This is a genomic window from Bacteroides sp. ET336 (assembly GCF_024733815.1).
Classification (GTDB): Bacteria; Bacteroidota; Bacteroidia; order Bacteroidales; family Bacteroidaceae; genus Phocaeicola; species Phocaeicola cellulolyticus.
On sequence record NZ_JANRHK010000014.1, the window covers coordinates 1 to 16,320 of the forward strand.

Sequence of the window (16,320 nt, forward strand, 5' to 3'; positions counted from 1 at the left end):
AATTAAGAGTTATTTGTCAGTCATTTATAGCTAGATAACACATAAAAACAGGAAACTTAAAAAAACAAATCATATGAAGAAATTTATCAGAATCGGTATAATGGTAGTCATAGCACTGCTGTTCATCGGAACTTTCGTATTCCTTTACCAGAAATCACAGCCAAAAGACGTTGAATACAACGTATTGAAAGTAGTAAAATCAAACATCGTACAAACAACCGTGGCTACAGGAAAGATAGAACCTAGAGACGAGGTACAGATAAAGCCACAGATTTCAGGTATCATATCAGAAGTATATAAAGAAGCCGGAGAAACAGTAAAAAAAGGAGAAGTGATAGCCAAAGTGAAAGTTATTCCTGAATTGGGACAGCTCAATTCTGCAGAAAGCCGTGTGCGTCTGGCCGAGATGAATGGCCGCCAGGCAGAAATTGACCTTGAAAGAATGGAAAAACTTTACGAAAAGAAACTGGTCAGCAGCGAAGAATATGAAAAGACATTGCTCACAACCAAACAGGCACGCGAAGAGATACAGGCAGCAAAGGACAATCTGGAAATCATCAAGGAAGGTATAACCAAGAACAGTGCTTCATTCAGCAGCACACTGATACGTTCCACTATCGACGGACTGATACTTGACGTACCTATTAAAGTGGGTAACTCGGTAATCATGAGTAACACTTTCAATGACGGTACGACAATTGCAACCGTTGCCGACATGGGCGACCTCATTTTCCGTGGAAACGTTGACGAAACAGAAGTTGGAAAAATAACCGTAGGAATACCTGTAAAGATTACTTTAGGTGCGCTACAGGATATGTCGTTCAACGCAACATTGGAATACATTTCACCTAAAAGCGTGGAAAACAACGGGGCCAACCAGTTTGAAATCAAAGCTGCCATTACAGTGCCCGACAGTGTTACAATCCGTTCAGGATATAGTGCAAATGCCGAAATGGAACTTCAGAGAGCAAACGATGTGCTCAGCATACCCGAAAGCGCATTGGAATTCAAGGGAGACTCCACTTTCGTATTCCTGCTCACCGACAGCGTGTCAGGTCAGAAATTCGAGCGCAAAAGTGTCATAACCGGAGTCAGCGACGGAATTAACGTTGAAATAAAATCAGGACTGAAAGAGAACGAGTTTGTCCGCGGACTAAAGAAAGAATAATGTATAACAGTTTAATCGGAAACTGAAATGAAGAACAACATAATCATAACCTCGGCTTTGATGATTCTGCTATCGGCAAATGCATACTCACAGGAAAAATGGGACCTAGAAAGATGCATCAGACATGCCATAGAGAACAATCTCAATATCAAACAGCAGGAAGCGTCAAAAGAGCAGAGCGAAGTAGAGCTTAATACAGCCAAATGGAGCAGATTGCCGGACTTGAACGGCAGTGCATCGCACTCTTTCAACTTCGGACGAAGCATCCAGGCAGACAATACGTATCAAAGCCTTAACACCCAAAACACGGCATTCAGCCTGAATACAAGCATACCGCTTTTCACAGGACTGAAGATAACTAACAACATAGCCCTTGCAAAACTTAACCTGCAGGCTGCAACCGAAGACCTGAATAAAGCAAAAGAAGACATCAGCATACAGGTTGCGTCAGCCTATCTGCAAGTACTCTTCAACGACGAGCTTGCCCAGGTGGCACACATACAGGTTGAACTCAGCAAAGAAATGCTAGAGCAAAAGGAAGCGTATTTCAAAACCGGAAAGGCATCTGAAGCAGAATGGCTTGAAGCAAAATCCAGAGTGGCACAGGACCAGTTGTCGGCTGTACAGGCAGACAACAACTACAAATTGGCTTTACTGGATTTGAGCCAATTGCTGGAACTTCCATCACCGGACAACTTTTCCATTGTGTCTCCAACAGCCGAGATGGAAGAGTATATGAGCAGCATAACCTCACCTACTGACATTTACAATCAGGCTATACTGTTCAAACCATCAATTAAAGCGGCACAATACCGTCTTGAAGGAGCCGCCAAGTCAGTGAAAATAGCCAAAAGCGCTTATTTCCCTCAATTAAGCTTCGGAGCCGGCCTTAGTACAAACTATTACAAGGTAGCAGGCATGAAGAATCCTGTATTCGGTTCACAGTTAAGGGACAATTTCAGCCAGTATTTCGGTTTCCAGCTTAGTGTTCCTATATTCAACCGCTTCGGCACAAGAAACCAGGTAAGAAGTGCCAGAATACAGCAGAACACCCTGAACTGGCAACTTGAAGACAGCAAAAAAGCCTTATACAAAGAAATACAACAAGCATATTACAATGCACTTGGCGCCGAAAGCAGATACCAAAGCAGCTTGACAGCCGACGAGGCTGCAGAAGCATCTTTCAACCTTATGAAAGAAAAATATGCAGAAGGTAAGGCCAATGCCACCGAATACAACGAAAGCCGTACAAGCTGGATGAAAGCAATCTCGGAAAAGCTTCAGGCCAAATACGACTATATATTCCGTACGAAGATTCTTGATTTCTATAAAGGAGTACCTCTGACACTGAAATAATACGGATATATAAACAATTATATAAAAAGCCGACCATACCAGTTTATTACCCACAAGTAAGTATGGTCGGCTTTTATTATCCTGAAAACATTTCCTTAGAAAAAAAATACTAACTGTAACAAGAGAGATATAATAAAAAGAATTAATTGATGCTGTTTCAAATTTCCCGCATTATTCTACGGGTGCTTTCATTTGCGCTACGTGAAAAGTTCCTGTCATTCGGTTTTCTGACATTGCTCCTTTTCTCCTTTCTTTCGTTGCGTCGTTCGTATCTGTCATGCTTGTCATTGTCATGCTTTGGCGGACGTGACACTGACGGAGGAATAGGTCGTGACGGCGGACACACCTGACGTGGCGGACGTACCGGAGGTTCAGGTCTTCCAAAATCATGCGGTCTGTGTTCCGGGCGACACTGATAATGTCCCGCATATACCTTGTGGTTATAATACTTTCTGAAATTCTTCTTATAATAACTTACTCCACCACAATGTGCACGTGCGTGTGCTCCTCTGTAAGTATAATAGTGCGGAGGCAATCCGTAATAGTAAAAACGTCTGTCTGGATAAACTTTATATACACGTACATAACATACATTATTCATTGCATATATAGGACGGAAAAAATAGTCTATCGACATGAATTTCACATATGCCGTATTCGACAATATCCATCTCAGGTCATCGTTTCTCTCGTCAAGATACCTGTAGTACGCATCCATGGCTCTGGCATCCGCCCTTGACAAAGCCGCCAGATAAGGATCGACATTACTGAAAAAGTCGAAATTGATCTCATACAAATCATTATACTGACGTTCGTTCAACTTCAGTTCGAATGCCATCCTGTCAGTCAGGAAGCGGGCATTAACCCTGACGTCGCCCAAATCGAAGGCACCGGCAGGCAACACAAACATAAAGGCTGCAACTGCCATAATCATTAAACAAAATCTTCTCTTCATAATCTTACCGTTTTAATTTCCTGATACAAAAATAGGAGGATAAAAATCCCCCTACAACAGAATATTCCCAAACGTTTTTAGGAATGTTCCTACATGACATAGGATAAATCCTACATACTGCTATTATCAGGCCAGACGTATTCCCTGTTCACCTTCGAGAACAATCAGGCGCTTCTTGTACAAGTCACCCACAGCCTTCTTGAAGGTCTTCTTGCTTACCCCGAAAGTGCTGTATATCACGTCTGCGTCAGTCTTGTCGTTCAATGGTGTAGAACCACCGTTACTACGGATATATTCCAAAAGAGTATCTGAAAAGTCTTCCACCTTTTTCACTCCACCCTTTTGAAGTTCAAGGTCAATCTTGCCGTCAGGACGTATCTGCTTTATGTATGCATGCATCTTCATGCCTGTACGCACATCGGTAAATATCTCGTTCTTGAAAATCATACCACTGAACTTATTGTCAACAATTACCTTGAATCCCAAATCTGTCTTCTGCCATATAAGGACCTCCACCTCATCGCCAGGATTATATTCCGGCATATCCTTCGAAAGGAACTTTTCTATTTTCGCCGATGCCACTATACGATAGCTGTCCTCGTCAAGATGTACATGAACTACATACGAATTTCCTTTTATCATCTTCATGTTCTGCTCGCGGAAAGGTACGAAAAGGTCTTTCATAAGTCCCCAGTCAAGGAAAGCACCATACTGGTTCACCCATGCCACTTCCAGACATGCAAACTCGCCCACCTTAACGTAAGGTTGCAATGTAGTTGCAATCAGGCGTTCGTCCATATCGAGATAAATAAACACATTCAGTACGTCACCAGGCTTGCATCCCTGAGGTACATAACGTGTAGGCAACAATATTTCTCCATCTTCGCTACCATCAAGGTAAACCCCGAAATCAACTTCCTTTACGACTTCCAGAAGGTTGTATTCTCCCAATCTAATATGACTCATATATTTTAAGTTTTTAAGTTAGTTGACAAGGTTACAAGTTGACAAGGTTGCCATACGGATGGAGAGCCTTTCTATTAACTTGTAACTGTAGCCTTGTCAACTCATAATTATTAATTTTTAATTATTCATTATTAATTAAACTATCCTTCCATCCAGCATGTGAATAGTCCGGTCAGTCTGGCCGGCAAGTCCTTCATCATGAGTTACTATTACGAAAGTCTGCCCCAGCTTATCGCGCAATTCAAAGAACAGATTGTGTAGTTCCTCCTTATTCTTAGTGTCAAGGCTTCCCGAAGGTTCATCAGCCAACACTACAGCCGGATTGTTTATCAAAGCCCTTGCCACAGCCACACGCTGTTTCTCTCCACCCGAGAGTTCTGCCGGCTTATGTGATGCACGGTCTGACAATCCTAAAAAGTTCAGCATTTCAAGTGCCTGCTTGCGAGCATCTGTAGCTGAAACTCCTTTAATCAAGGCAGGAATAGTGACATTCTCCAATGCAGTAAACTCAGGCAGCAACTGATGAAACTGAAAAACGAAACCTATCTCCTTATTCCTGAACGCAGACAGTTCTTTCTCTTTCATGCGGCTTACGTCAGTACCGTTTATAATTACCCTACCCGAATCAGCTCTGTCAAGAGTGCCTATTATCTGAAGAAGCGTGGTTTTTCCCGCTCCACTCGGTCCTACAATACTCACGACCTCACCTTTATCAATATTCAAGTCTATACCTTTCAACACCTGAAGTTGTCCAAAACTTTTCGTTATTCCTTCTATCTCTATCATATCTCAGGAATGTTTAGATTCTCTTTATCACATATTCAGCCAGATAACACCCGAACACCGCCGGCATATAGCTCACAGTGCCTGTAGTCGATTTTTTATTCTGCTCGTCATCTACCAATACGACGGCATTCGTATCTGCTTGCTCTGTACTGAACACCACCGGCAATTTCCGCTTCATCCCCATTTTCTGCAAACGTTTTCTCACAGCCTTGCTAAGTCCGCAATGGTAAGTCTCCCATAAATCGGCAAATCTGACCTGCGTAATATCACTCTTGGCACCTGCCCCCATGCTGCTGACTATCTTTAGCCCTCGCTTCAAAGCATTATATATAAGATAACATTTCGGAGCCACGGTGTCAATGGCGTCAACAACAAAATCAAACCTTTCACTGTCCAGCAACTCCGTAATAGCTTCATCCTTCAAATATACAGGCAATACATCCAATCGTATATCGGGATTAATATCGCGAAAACGTGTGGCAAGCACATCTGCCTTGTATTGCCCCAACGTGGAATGAAGTGCCGGAAGCTGACGGTTAATATTGGTAGGCTGCACGGTATCGGCATCTACTATAGTCATGTGCCCTATGCCTGCACGGCACAACATCTCGGCAGCATACGCCCCTACTCCTCCCAAACCTACCACCAGTACATGGGCACGGCGTAACCGCTCCGTTTTTTCTCTTCCCAGCAACAGTTCCGTGCGCTGCTGCCAATTTACGAATTCTTTTTGAACCATTTATAAATCCAATTACCTACTTTATCATAATATTGCGTCTCTGCCCATCCGTGCGGGTCGGAGAAAGAAAGACTCTCGTTAGGATCGCCTTTTTGTTCAGGATAGAGCAGCATGATGCTGTTGTTATTGAAATATTTGGAGACCTGCGTCGGAAGTTTCTCGAAAGAAGAATCGTAAGAAATAGACCCGCACCTCGCACTTACAATAACCAGCAGATGGTCGTAATTAACCTGCCCGGTCAACAACAACAAGTCTTCCCAATTCTCAAGTTCGGAATAAACGGTGCGCGTGTCCTTGAATTTCTTTTGTATAAAACCGCTGATGTATCCCAAAGTACGCAAAGGAGCATAAAAATGCACCCTGCACCCAAGCTGGCTGCTCAAACGGCACATATATGTTATCCATCTGGTAAAACCGTGCTCGAACTCGGCTTTTGGAGGCACCGCCACAATTATTCGGCGCAACGTATTGACAGGTATCAGGAAACGCACAATCATCACTTGCAAATATGTATTCTTCAACAAATTCTCTGTCATGTTACCGAAAAAAGAGTCAACGATGCTCGCCTTATAATGCAAACCTATGATAATGTCAGTCGCATCACATTCCTTTGCCGTATGAAGAATGCCTGTTGTTATGTTCAAATCAAAACGGCTAACAGTCTTCATCCGCACATTGGTTGACGCTGCTATCTGGGCCGCCCGCTCCAAGTTACGCTTGCTTCGCATTTCCTGCTTCACCGAATCGTTGTTGTCGTTGATGACACTAAGCGCAACCAAATTGTCGCTTATCTTTTCGTTGCGCAAGACCAACGCCAAACTCATCAAGCTTTCCAAAGTTTCCGGATTAGCTATAGGAACCAGGAAACGCTCTTTTTCATGCTCTTTGCCTTCATCCAAGCCTACATCGTCGCTCGTGGCAATCTGCTTGGCCGTGTGTTCGGTAATGAACGAACTGACAACACATGTCACCAATATAAGCAAAATCGTCCCGTTCAACACATCTTCGTTCAACAGCCGCTCACCGGAGGGAAGGATAATGTCGTAACCCACCAATACCGCCGCCAGAGTGGCCGCCGCCTGCGCGTTGCTCAGCCCGAACATCAACTCACGCTCCACGGCACGCATCCGGAAAATCTTCTGAGTCAACCACGAAGCTATCCATTTCCCGACCAATGCCACCACAATCATCACAGAAGCTACCTTTATAGAATCTATATGCCCGAACAACACGTTTACGTTTATCAGCATGCCGACACCTATAAGGAAATAAGGGATGAACAACGCGTTACCCACAAACTCCAAATGATTCATCAGCGGTGACACGTGAGGAATCAAACGGTTCAATACCAATCCGGCCAAGAACGCTCCCAATATACCTTCCATGCCAACGATTTCCATCAGTCCGGCACCAAGGAACACCATCGCCATGACAAAAATATATTGCACCACATTGTCACTATAACGGCGGAAGAACCAGCGGGCTATAGGCGGGAAAGTGTACATAATGATGGCTCCAAGCACTAACACTTTCAACACCAGCCATACCCAGAACATATCCGAAGTCTCGCCTTTATACAGGCCGCCGATGACTGCCAACACAAGCAAAGTAAGGGTATCTGTCACCGCCGTACCCCCTACCGCGATACCTACAGCCCGATGGCGGTTTATGCCGTAACGGATGACAATGGGGTAAGCGATAAGAGTATGCGACGCATACATACTGGCAAGCAATACCGAAGAGACGACTCCATAGCCCAAGATGTTTACATTGGTCCAAAAACCGATGCCCAACGGAATGACGAAGGCCAACAACCCCAATACCATCGCTTTTCCACGTATGCTCTTGAAGTCCTCCATATTCATTTCCAGACCGGCAAGAAACATGATATAATACAGTCCTACTTTCCCGAACAGTTCAAAGCTGCTGTCGCGCGCCAGGATATTAAATCCATGCTCACCGATAACGACTCCGGCCAATATCATTCCTATGATGTGCGGAATATGCAGTTTTTCCAAGATAATAGGAGCAAGCAATATGATTACCAGCACCAAAAAGAAAATCCACGTCGGGTCTGTTATGGGGAAATGAAAATCAAGGTCTAGTAAATTGAGCAAATCTTTCATAAATTCGTATCGTAATTTTTCATTTATTGAACAAAAATAGAAAAAAAGTTCCGAGTTTCAATATTTATCAGTCAGAATGTTTTATTTTTGCAGTCTAAATAATAACAAACGATACAATACGACTAAAATTTACGAATATATAATAGTTAGGGAAATATTAACTTAATAGATTTATAAAGACATGAAAGTAGCAATTGTTGGTGCGAGCGGAGCCGTAGGACAAGAGTTCCTGAGAGTGCTCGAAGAAAGAGATTTTCCTTTAGATGAATTAGTTTTGTTCGGTTCCTCACGTAGTGCAGGACGAAAATACACATTCCGTGGAAAAGAAATCGAAGTCAAACTTCTGCAGCACAACGATGATTTTAAAGGTGTTGACATTGCCTTTACTTCTGCCGGTGCTGGTACTTCAAAAGAATTTGCGGAAACAATCACCAAGTACGGAGCGGTAATGATAGACAATTCAAGTGCTTTCCGTATGGATAACGACATTCCATTGGTAGTTCCTGAAGTTAACGCAGAGGATGCATTGAACCGCCCTCGCGGTATCATCGCAAACCCTAACTGTACTACTATACAGATGGTTGTGGCACTTAAAGCCATCGAAAACCTGACACATATCAAACGTGTTCACGTATCAACATACCAGGCAGCCAGCGGTGCAGGTGCAGCAGCTATGGACGAACTTTATGAGCAGTATCGTCAGGTATTGGCAAACGAACCTGTAAAAGTTGAAAAGTTCGCTTACCAGCTTGCCTTCAACCTGATTCCTCAGATTGACGTGTTCACTGAAAACGGATATACAAAGGAAGAAATGAAGATGTACAACGAAACACGCAAGATCATGCACTCTGACGTTAAGGTAAGCGCAACATGTGTTCGTGTTCCTGCTCTTCGTTCACACTCTGAAAGCATCTGGATTGAAACAGAACGTCCTGTATCAGTAGAAGAGGCTCGCGAAGCTTTCTCAAAAGGCGAAGGACTTGTTCTTATGGACAACCCTGCTGAAAAAGAATATCCTATGCCATTGTTCCTTGCAGGCAAGGATCCAGTTTACGTTGGTCGCATCCGTAAGGATTTGGCAGACGAAAACGGACTTACATTCTGGATTGTGGGTGACCAGATCAAGAAAGGTGCCGCACTGAATGCCGTACAAATAGCAGAATATCTGATTAAAGTTAAAAATATAGGATAATAGATTATACCTCATAAACGACAAAGGAGGTTTCAGTTTTATTCGGCTGAAACCTCCTTTTTGTATATAAAAATTCCGAGTAATAATTCTATAAAAAAACGCACTGTCGTTTTAAGTAAAACGTGCCCGCGTCTTAATTGAAGCGTGCGCACATTTAAGGTCAAACGTGCGCACGCTTTATATTGAGTTCTAAAAGCCAAAAATACGGACATAAAAAAAGGAGTACCGCTGTACTCCAACCTTTATTAACCTTAAATCTAATACTATGAAAAACACAGTACAAAGGTAAGGAGTAAATTTTAATCTGCAAATTTTTCAAGAGAAAAAGCATGTTTTATAACACAAATTGAAATATTTAAGCCTTTATTAAGGAAATATCAAAGAAGTAAACAATGTTTAATAACAAATATGTATTATATTTGTGCAATATCAAATCTAAAAGGACACTTCAAAACATGAAAAGCTATCTAATTATTACAATATTTATATATATAAGTTCATTATGCAATATTTTTGCTTCAAATAGTGATATTAAAGATATAATAAGAAAAGCCGAAAATGGATTATACACAAATCCACAACAAACAGTTTTCCTTGCATCAAAGGCACTTACAGAAACGGATGATAAAAACGATATAGTCAAACTATTGTTTATTAAAGCACTGGCAGAAAGATTACTTGGAAACAATGACGAAAGCCTTTACTCTTTATATAAGATAGACCTTAACTCATTCAACCAAGAATCAAACCTAAAAGGTGAAATATATAATCTTATGTCTATATGTTACTGTGCCATATCTGATTTTCAAAAAGCTATTGAATTAAATGACAATGCTGTATCTATATTCAAAGCCAACAATGATTCCACTAAATTGGCATCTGCTTACAACAATAAGGGCTTGATTCACAATCACATGAATGAAAATGTCCAATCTGAAAAGTTCCTATTGGAAGCACTGAAAATAAACAGAGCCATAAAAAATTTTAAAGGGATATCGGCCAATCTTAATAATCTGTGTCTATATCATGGAAATCTGAAAAAACAAAAAGAATATATTCAGGAAGCCATAATAATAAACAAAAATCTTGACGCACAATGGTCTTTAGCCGAAAACTATAATAATCTGGGAAGACTATATATTTATGATAATGATTACGGCAATGCCCAAAAAGCTCTAGCTAAAGCATATACAATTGCTAATGAAATAGGTGCAAAAGGAATTATATGTGATAACTACGAATATTATTCTATATTATATGATCAATCTTGTAATTACCAAAAGGCATTTGAATACCAATCAAAACTTAACTCATTAAAGCAAGAACTGCTTAGCGAAAACAATCTAAGAAAAATAGAATTGAATATAGCAGAAGAAAAATTAAATGAGGTTATAAGGGAAAACGAAATAAAAAAACAAGAATACAGAATTCAAAGACTAGAAAAAAATATATATGGAATAATTATAATATCCAGCCTAGTAACAATAATAACAATCCTATTAACACAGCGATCGAAAAGAAAGAAAAAATTGGCACTGATTAAAGCGCAATATAAACTGGAACAATCACAACATGAAATAGCAAGGCAAAAAGTAAATTTGCAGAATATGGAATTAATGAATGCACAATTGACTTTAGAAAATAATAAACAGCAAATGACAAATATGGCTGCATTTCTTAAAAGTAGAAATGAACTTCTTGAAAAAATAAAAGAACTTATAAAACAAGGCTATAAATTAAATGGCAACGAAGTTACAATACATCTAAAAAAAATTAATGCAATTATTACGCAATATCAAGACAACGACAAAACAAATAGTTTAACATTGAAAACAACCAATGACATCAATAATGATTTTTTAGAAAGACTCGAGAAAAAACACCCAAAACTAACTAATGGAGAAAAGCATCTAGCATGCCTATTGAGAACAGACATGTCGGCAAAAGAAATTGCAATTTTAACCGGAACGACACCTAAAACTATCAATATGAATAGATATAGACTAAGAAAAGCTTTAAATTTAAACAGCGAAACCGATTTAACAGAATATATAAAACAAATATAAAAAGATAACAATATAAGTACATTTGTATATAGTATTGACGATATTAAACATCTAATAAACAAGACATTATATATATACTTGTAGATTATTTAAGTTTAATTACAAAGCATTTTGTAGATACTTATAAATATCATTTTTTTGTTTTAATAGATTAATAAAAATATTTTTGTAGTAACAGCAAATAATTATTATCCACTATTAATAACTTAAAAATGAATAAAATGGAAAGAACAAGAGTTTACTCAAAAGTAAAGCAACTAGTGTTGCTATTCTTTTTTATGTTTCCAGTTTTGGGAGATGCCCAAACTATAGAAATTTCAGGTACAGTACTTGACAGTGGAAAAACTCCTATTATAGGTGCTAGTGTCCTAGAAAAAGGGACAACAAACGGAATTATAACAGATATTGATGGTAATTTTACCCTTTCAGTCTCTCCAAATGGAACACTTTCCATTTCTTATGTAGGATATCAGACACAAGAAATTCATATAAATGGAAAGACTGTATTCAATATAACCTTAAAAGAAGACAATGAATTGCTAGATGAAGTTATCGTAGTAGGATACGGTACAATGAAAAAAAGTGACATGACAGGTGCTATATCATCTGTAGATGTAGAAGAACTTACTAAAAGAGCGACAACAAACCCAGCAGAAGCCTTACAAGGAAAAATTGCCGGTGTAAACATTATGAAAGCAGGTGGCAATGCAGGAGCAGGAGTTTCTGTTAAAATACGTGGTGTAAAATCATTTGGTGACAATGAACCTTTATATATTATTGATGGCTTTCCTGGAGATATCAATAATGTAAATCCATCAGATATACAATCAATGGAAGTATTAAAAGATGGCGCCGCAGCAGCTATTTACGGTTCAGTAGCCGCAAACGGAGTTGTAATTATAACAACTAAAAATGGTAAAAAAGGTGATACAAAAATAGACTTTAATACGTACATAAGTTTTACAAATGTTGCTAAGAAGCTTGAATTGTTAAATGCAGCAGAATACAAACAAGTACACAAACAGATGTTTGAAAACTATATTGCAGATAACCCTGGAACAGATGTAACAATACCTGCATTTGTCACAAACGAAAGTAGTGTCGACACAGACTGGCAAGATGCCATGATGAGAAAAGGTTTATCCCAAAACTATATGATTAGTATAAGAGGTGGCTCAGATAATGCACTTTACTCTATTTCCTATAATCATGCAGATGAAAAAGGTATTTTCTTAGGAAACGACTATAAACAAGATAATGCAAGGATGAAACTACATATGAAGAAAAGTATATTTGATTTCGACGCAAACTTCAATTTCAAATATACAAACAGCAATCAACCACAATATTCACTTAAAGAAATGTATATGATTTCTCCTCTTGTACCTATTTACAATGAGAATGAAGAATCAGGATTTGGATTAACTAATTTTGATGGACTGCCAAACAATAGAAACGTAATGGCAGACCATTATTACCAGAAAGCAACAGACCAAAAATATCATACCAGTGGAAATATTGCAATAACAATAAATTTCACAGACTATCTCAATTTTAAAACAAGTTATTCTTACAGAGGAGAACATCAAAGAGAAACAAGTCACGCCCCTAGCTATACAGCCGATCCTAAATCAAAACAAGAATACCCATATAATTCCGAAACCACAGCATATTGGGAAGAACAAGTATTCGACAATGTTTTGAACTTTAATAAACAATTCGGAAAGCACAATTTAAATCTTATGGCAGGAACATCTGTTACAGCCAGAAAATATACATGGAATTCAGTTGGTGTTGAAGGTAAAACAACAGTCTATAAAGTTGAAGATGGCAATTTGGTTACTAATGAAATACCTGCAGGATTCCTTGATCAATCATTTGCAACTATTGATGCAGGTGCTGGAGGAACATACGATGGCAGTGGAAGTAAATGGGATTATAATAGAGCATCATTCTTCGGTCGCGTAAACTATAACTATAATGACAGATATCTAATTCAAGCTACAGTTAGATGGGATGGCTCATCTAAATTTGGTGTAAACAACCGTTGGGGATTTTTCCCTTCAGTTGCTTTAGGATGGAGAATAAGTCAAGAAGAATTTTTCCCAAAAGACAGTTTTATAAATAATCTAAAACTTAGAGCAAGCTGGGGACAATTAGGAAACGAGAATGCTTTAGGTTACTATGACTTCCTAGCATTAATCAGTACTTATAACACAATGTATCAAGGATATGTAAGAGGTAATGGTGATAATGCTTGGACTGGAAGTGTTGCCCGTGCACTTGAAAACAAGTCCTTAAAATGGGAAACTACTGATTCAAAAAATATCGGTATAGATTTCGGCTTATTCAATAACAGACTCAACGGTAGTTTCAATTACTATTACAGCCAAACTAGAGACTTACTTATTACAAAAGTTCTGGCCCCATCAGCAGGTCTTGATAACCCTATATTAAATGTTGGAAAAATGAGTAATAAAGGTATCGAAATAGAATTAAACTGGAATGACAAAATAAATGATTTCAACTATTCTATTGGTGCCAATTTAACAACAACCAAAAATAAAGTATTAGAATTGGCAAACGAAGGCCAAACGATATACGGAGAAGGTTTAAAATATGGAACAGAACATTTCCCAACACAAACAAAAGTAGGAAAACCTATAGGAGCATTCTATTTATACAAAACTGACGGAATATTCCAAAGCATGGAGGAAATAAACCAATATGTAAACAATGAGGGAGAGTTATTACAGCCGGAAGCTAAACCTGGTGATATAAAATTCCTTGATATGAACAATGATGGAACTATTGACGAAGATGATAAAGTTTACTGCGGTTCTGGTATACCTGCCTTAGAAGCAAACTTAAATTTCTCGGCAGATTATAAGGGATTTGACCTTTCATTAGTTTTAGGTAGTGCATGGAACTATAAATTATATAATGGAAATAAATATTTCTATGAAGGAATGAATTCCAGTTCAAATATGCTTAAATCAACACTTAATGCATGGACCCCAACAAATACAGATACTGACGTGCCACGTGCAATATATCAGGACTCTAATGGAAATACAAGAGAATCTGACCGTTTCTTGGAAAATGGAAATTTTGTCAGATTAAGACAACTCCAGTTAGGCTATACGTTACCTTCATCATTAACTAAAAAAGTTTATATAGAAAAACTTAGATTCTATGTTAGTGGAGAAAACTTGTTTACTATAACTGCATACGACGGAATTGATCCAGAATTCTCAAGAAGTAACGTATTGAATACAGGTATCGACAAACTGATCTATCCTTTTACCAGATCATTTACAGTCGGTGCTCAGCTTACTTTCTAAATTAAATATTATAATCAAATTACTACTTCATTAATGAATAAAAATATGAAAAAGATATACTCGTTTATAGTTGGATTATTAGGAAGTCTGGCTTTTGTTTCTTGTGATGACTTTCTTACCGTAGAATCACCAGACCAATTAAACTCTGAAAATTTTTGGAGAAACGCTTCTGACGTAGAAGCCGGATTGGCAGCATGTTATTCTCAAATGTATTTAATGACATACAGCAGTGATAAATGGTCTTTTGCAGAAGTAAAATGGCCTGTAGAAGCTTACAGAGAAGATATAGTTTCATTAGGTAGCGATGCTATGAACTATCCTAACTGGGTAGAACTTTACTTATTTACATACTCAAATGGTAATTCACAAATAGCATCTTACTGGCAATCATATTATAGAGGTATAAGCTTCTCCAACCAAATTATAGAGAAAACAAAAGAAATCAGTAATGATATTATATCGGAAACAGAAAAAAATAAATACATAAATGAAGGAAGATTCATGCGAGGTTTTTACCATATGCAACTCTTATTGAATTGGGAAGAAATAATAATACGTGACAAATATATTACTGACCCTAATGATTTGAATAAAAATCTTTCATCAAGAGAAGAAGCATGGAAATTTATAGTAGAAGATTTTAAAGCTGCAACTAATCTTCCACAAGAATATGATAGCAACAATATAGGTAGAGCTACTTGTGGAGCTGCATACTCATATCTTGGATGGGCATACCTAACCATGGCTTATGAATATCCGGAAAAAGAAGAAGAGTATTTGAATAATGCTCTTCAGGCTTTGAACAACGTAAAAGGTTATGAACTAGAAGAAAACTTTTTAAGTATGTTCGACGGAACAAACAAAAATTCAAAAGAATCGATTTTTGAAATACAATTCTCTATGAATACCGCGAATGGTGCTTCTTACAGAACTCAGTTCCACAAATGGATGGCATGTTCCGAACTTGGAGGTTGGGATGAAATTCTTCCTACCAACAAATTACTTAACGAATTCACCAAAGAAGGTACTAATGAACAAGGAAATTACGATAGTAGATTATATGAAACAATATTTTACCAATGTGATTATTTCAACAACAATAACGTTTACGGAATGAACTATGATGATTGGTTCAATAATAATGGTACTACATATAACAAACCTGTATTCAGAAAATTCTTACCTTCTACCCTTGAAGAACTTGAAGCTAATTATTGTGCTATCAATGTTCCATTAATGAGATATGCCAACGTATTGCTCATGAAAGCCGAAATATTAAATAAACAAGGATTTCCTGAACAGGCTATTCCATTAATAAATGAAGTAAGAAGTAAACATGGAGACATGCCTGCCATGAAAGGAACATCACAAGATGAAGTACAAAAACAAATTGAACATGAAAGAATGATAGAATTCCCTCTTGAAAATATGAGATGGTATGATTTAAGAAGATGGGGTAAACTTTCAGAAGAATTGGAAAGTGCTGGAAGAAGCGGTTTCACTGAAAGTAAATCATTCTATCCAACACCTCTTACTGAAATAAATTCTAACGAAAGTCTTTCATCTAAATAATATAAATACAAGTTCTGCATAATATTATGCAGAACTTTGCTTAATAAATA

At 38.3% G+C, this 16,320-nt stretch carries 11 protein-coding genes; 6 read left to right on the forward strand and 5 right to left on the reverse strand.

Going from position 1 to position 16,320, the window contains the following annotated elements; all coding sequences use genetic code 11:
* Nucleotides 1-73 precede the first annotated feature (73 nt).
* Both NW213_RS12055 and NW213_RS12060 read left to right on the forward strand, forming a co-directional pair.
* Nucleotides 74-1,168, forward strand: a complete 1,095-nt coding sequence (locus tag NW213_RS12055) for an efflux RND transporter periplasmic adaptor subunit (RefSeq protein ID WP_154044306.1) — start codon at nt 74-76, stop codon at nt 1,166-1,168.
* A 27-nt stretch (nt 1,169-1,195) separates the two neighbouring features.
* Nucleotides 1,196-2,524: a TolC family protein gene (locus tag NW213_RS12060; protein WP_204390696.1), complete on the forward strand. Its 1,329-nt coding sequence runs from the start codon at nt 1,196-1,198 to the stop codon at nt 2,522-2,524.
* Nucleotides 2,525-2,681: 157 nt separating this feature from the next.
* Here NW213_RS12060 and NW213_RS12065 read toward each other — a convergent pair whose 3' ends face one another.
* The 5 genes from NW213_RS12065 to NW213_RS12085 all read right to left on the reverse strand — a co-directional run bounded on the left by NW213_RS12065 (nt 2,682) and on the right by NW213_RS12085 (nt 8,096).
* A complete protein-coding gene (locus tag NW213_RS12065; RefSeq protein ID WP_154044304.1) occupies nt 2,682-3,479 on the reverse strand; it encodes a hypothetical protein in 798 nt (265 codons plus the stop codon).
* 126 nt (nt 3,480-3,605) lie between these two features.
* On the reverse strand, nt 3,606-4,445 hold the full coding sequence (locus tag NW213_RS12070) for a S1 RNA-binding domain-containing protein (RefSeq protein ID WP_258322927.1): 840 nt from the start codon (nt 4,443-4,445) through the stop codon (nt 3,606-3,608).
* Between the two features lie 135 nt (nt 4,446-4,580).
* Nucleotides 4,581-5,231, reverse strand: coding sequence for an ABC transporter ATP-binding protein (locus tag NW213_RS12075; RefSeq protein ID WP_204390702.1), 651 nt, complete (start codon nt 5,229-5,231; stop codon nt 4,581-4,583).
* A gap of 13 nt (nt 5,232-5,244) precedes the next feature.
* A complete protein-coding gene (locus NW213_RS12080) occupies nt 5,245-5,970 on the reverse strand; it encodes a ThiF family adenylyltransferase (RefSeq protein WP_154044301.1) in 726 nt (241 codons plus the stop codon).
* Nucleotides 5,949-8,096, reverse strand: coding sequence for a cation:proton antiporter (locus NW213_RS12085; protein ID WP_204390704.1), 2,148 nt, complete (start codon nt 8,094-8,096; stop codon nt 5,949-5,951). The genes NW213_RS12080 and NW213_RS12085 overlap by 22 nt, the downstream gene beginning before the upstream one ends.
* 181 nt (nt 8,097-8,277) lie before the next feature.
* On the opposite strand from NW213_RS12085, the gene NW213_RS12090 reads away from it, so the two are divergent.
* From NW213_RS12090 to NW213_RS12105, 4 genes are all read left to right on the forward strand, one after another.
* Nucleotides 8,278-9,288, forward strand: coding sequence for an aspartate-semialdehyde dehydrogenase (locus tag NW213_RS12090; protein WP_258322928.1), 1,011 nt, complete (start codon nt 8,278-8,280; stop codon nt 9,286-9,288).
* Nucleotides 9,289-9,743: 455 nt separating this feature from the next.
* Nucleotides 9,744-11,354: a LuxR family transcriptional regulator gene (locus NW213_RS12095; RefSeq protein WP_258322929.1), complete on the forward strand. Its 1,611-nt coding sequence runs from the start codon at nt 9,744-9,746 to the stop codon at nt 11,352-11,354.
* A gap of 221 nt (nt 11,355-11,575) precedes the next feature.
* Entirely contained in the window at nt 11,576-14,698 is a 3,123-nt protein-coding gene (locus tag NW213_RS12100; RefSeq protein ID WP_258322930.1) for a TonB-dependent receptor, read from the forward strand.
* Between the two features lie 45 nt (nt 14,699-14,743).
* Nucleotides 14,744-16,270 carry a RagB/SusD family nutrient uptake outer membrane protein gene (locus NW213_RS12105; protein WP_258322931.1) on the forward strand — a complete coding sequence of 509 codons (1,527 nt, stop codon included), beginning with the start codon at nt 14,744-14,746 and terminating at the stop codon, nt 16,268-16,270.
* The last annotated feature ends 50 nt before the right edge of the window (nt 16,271-16,320 follow it).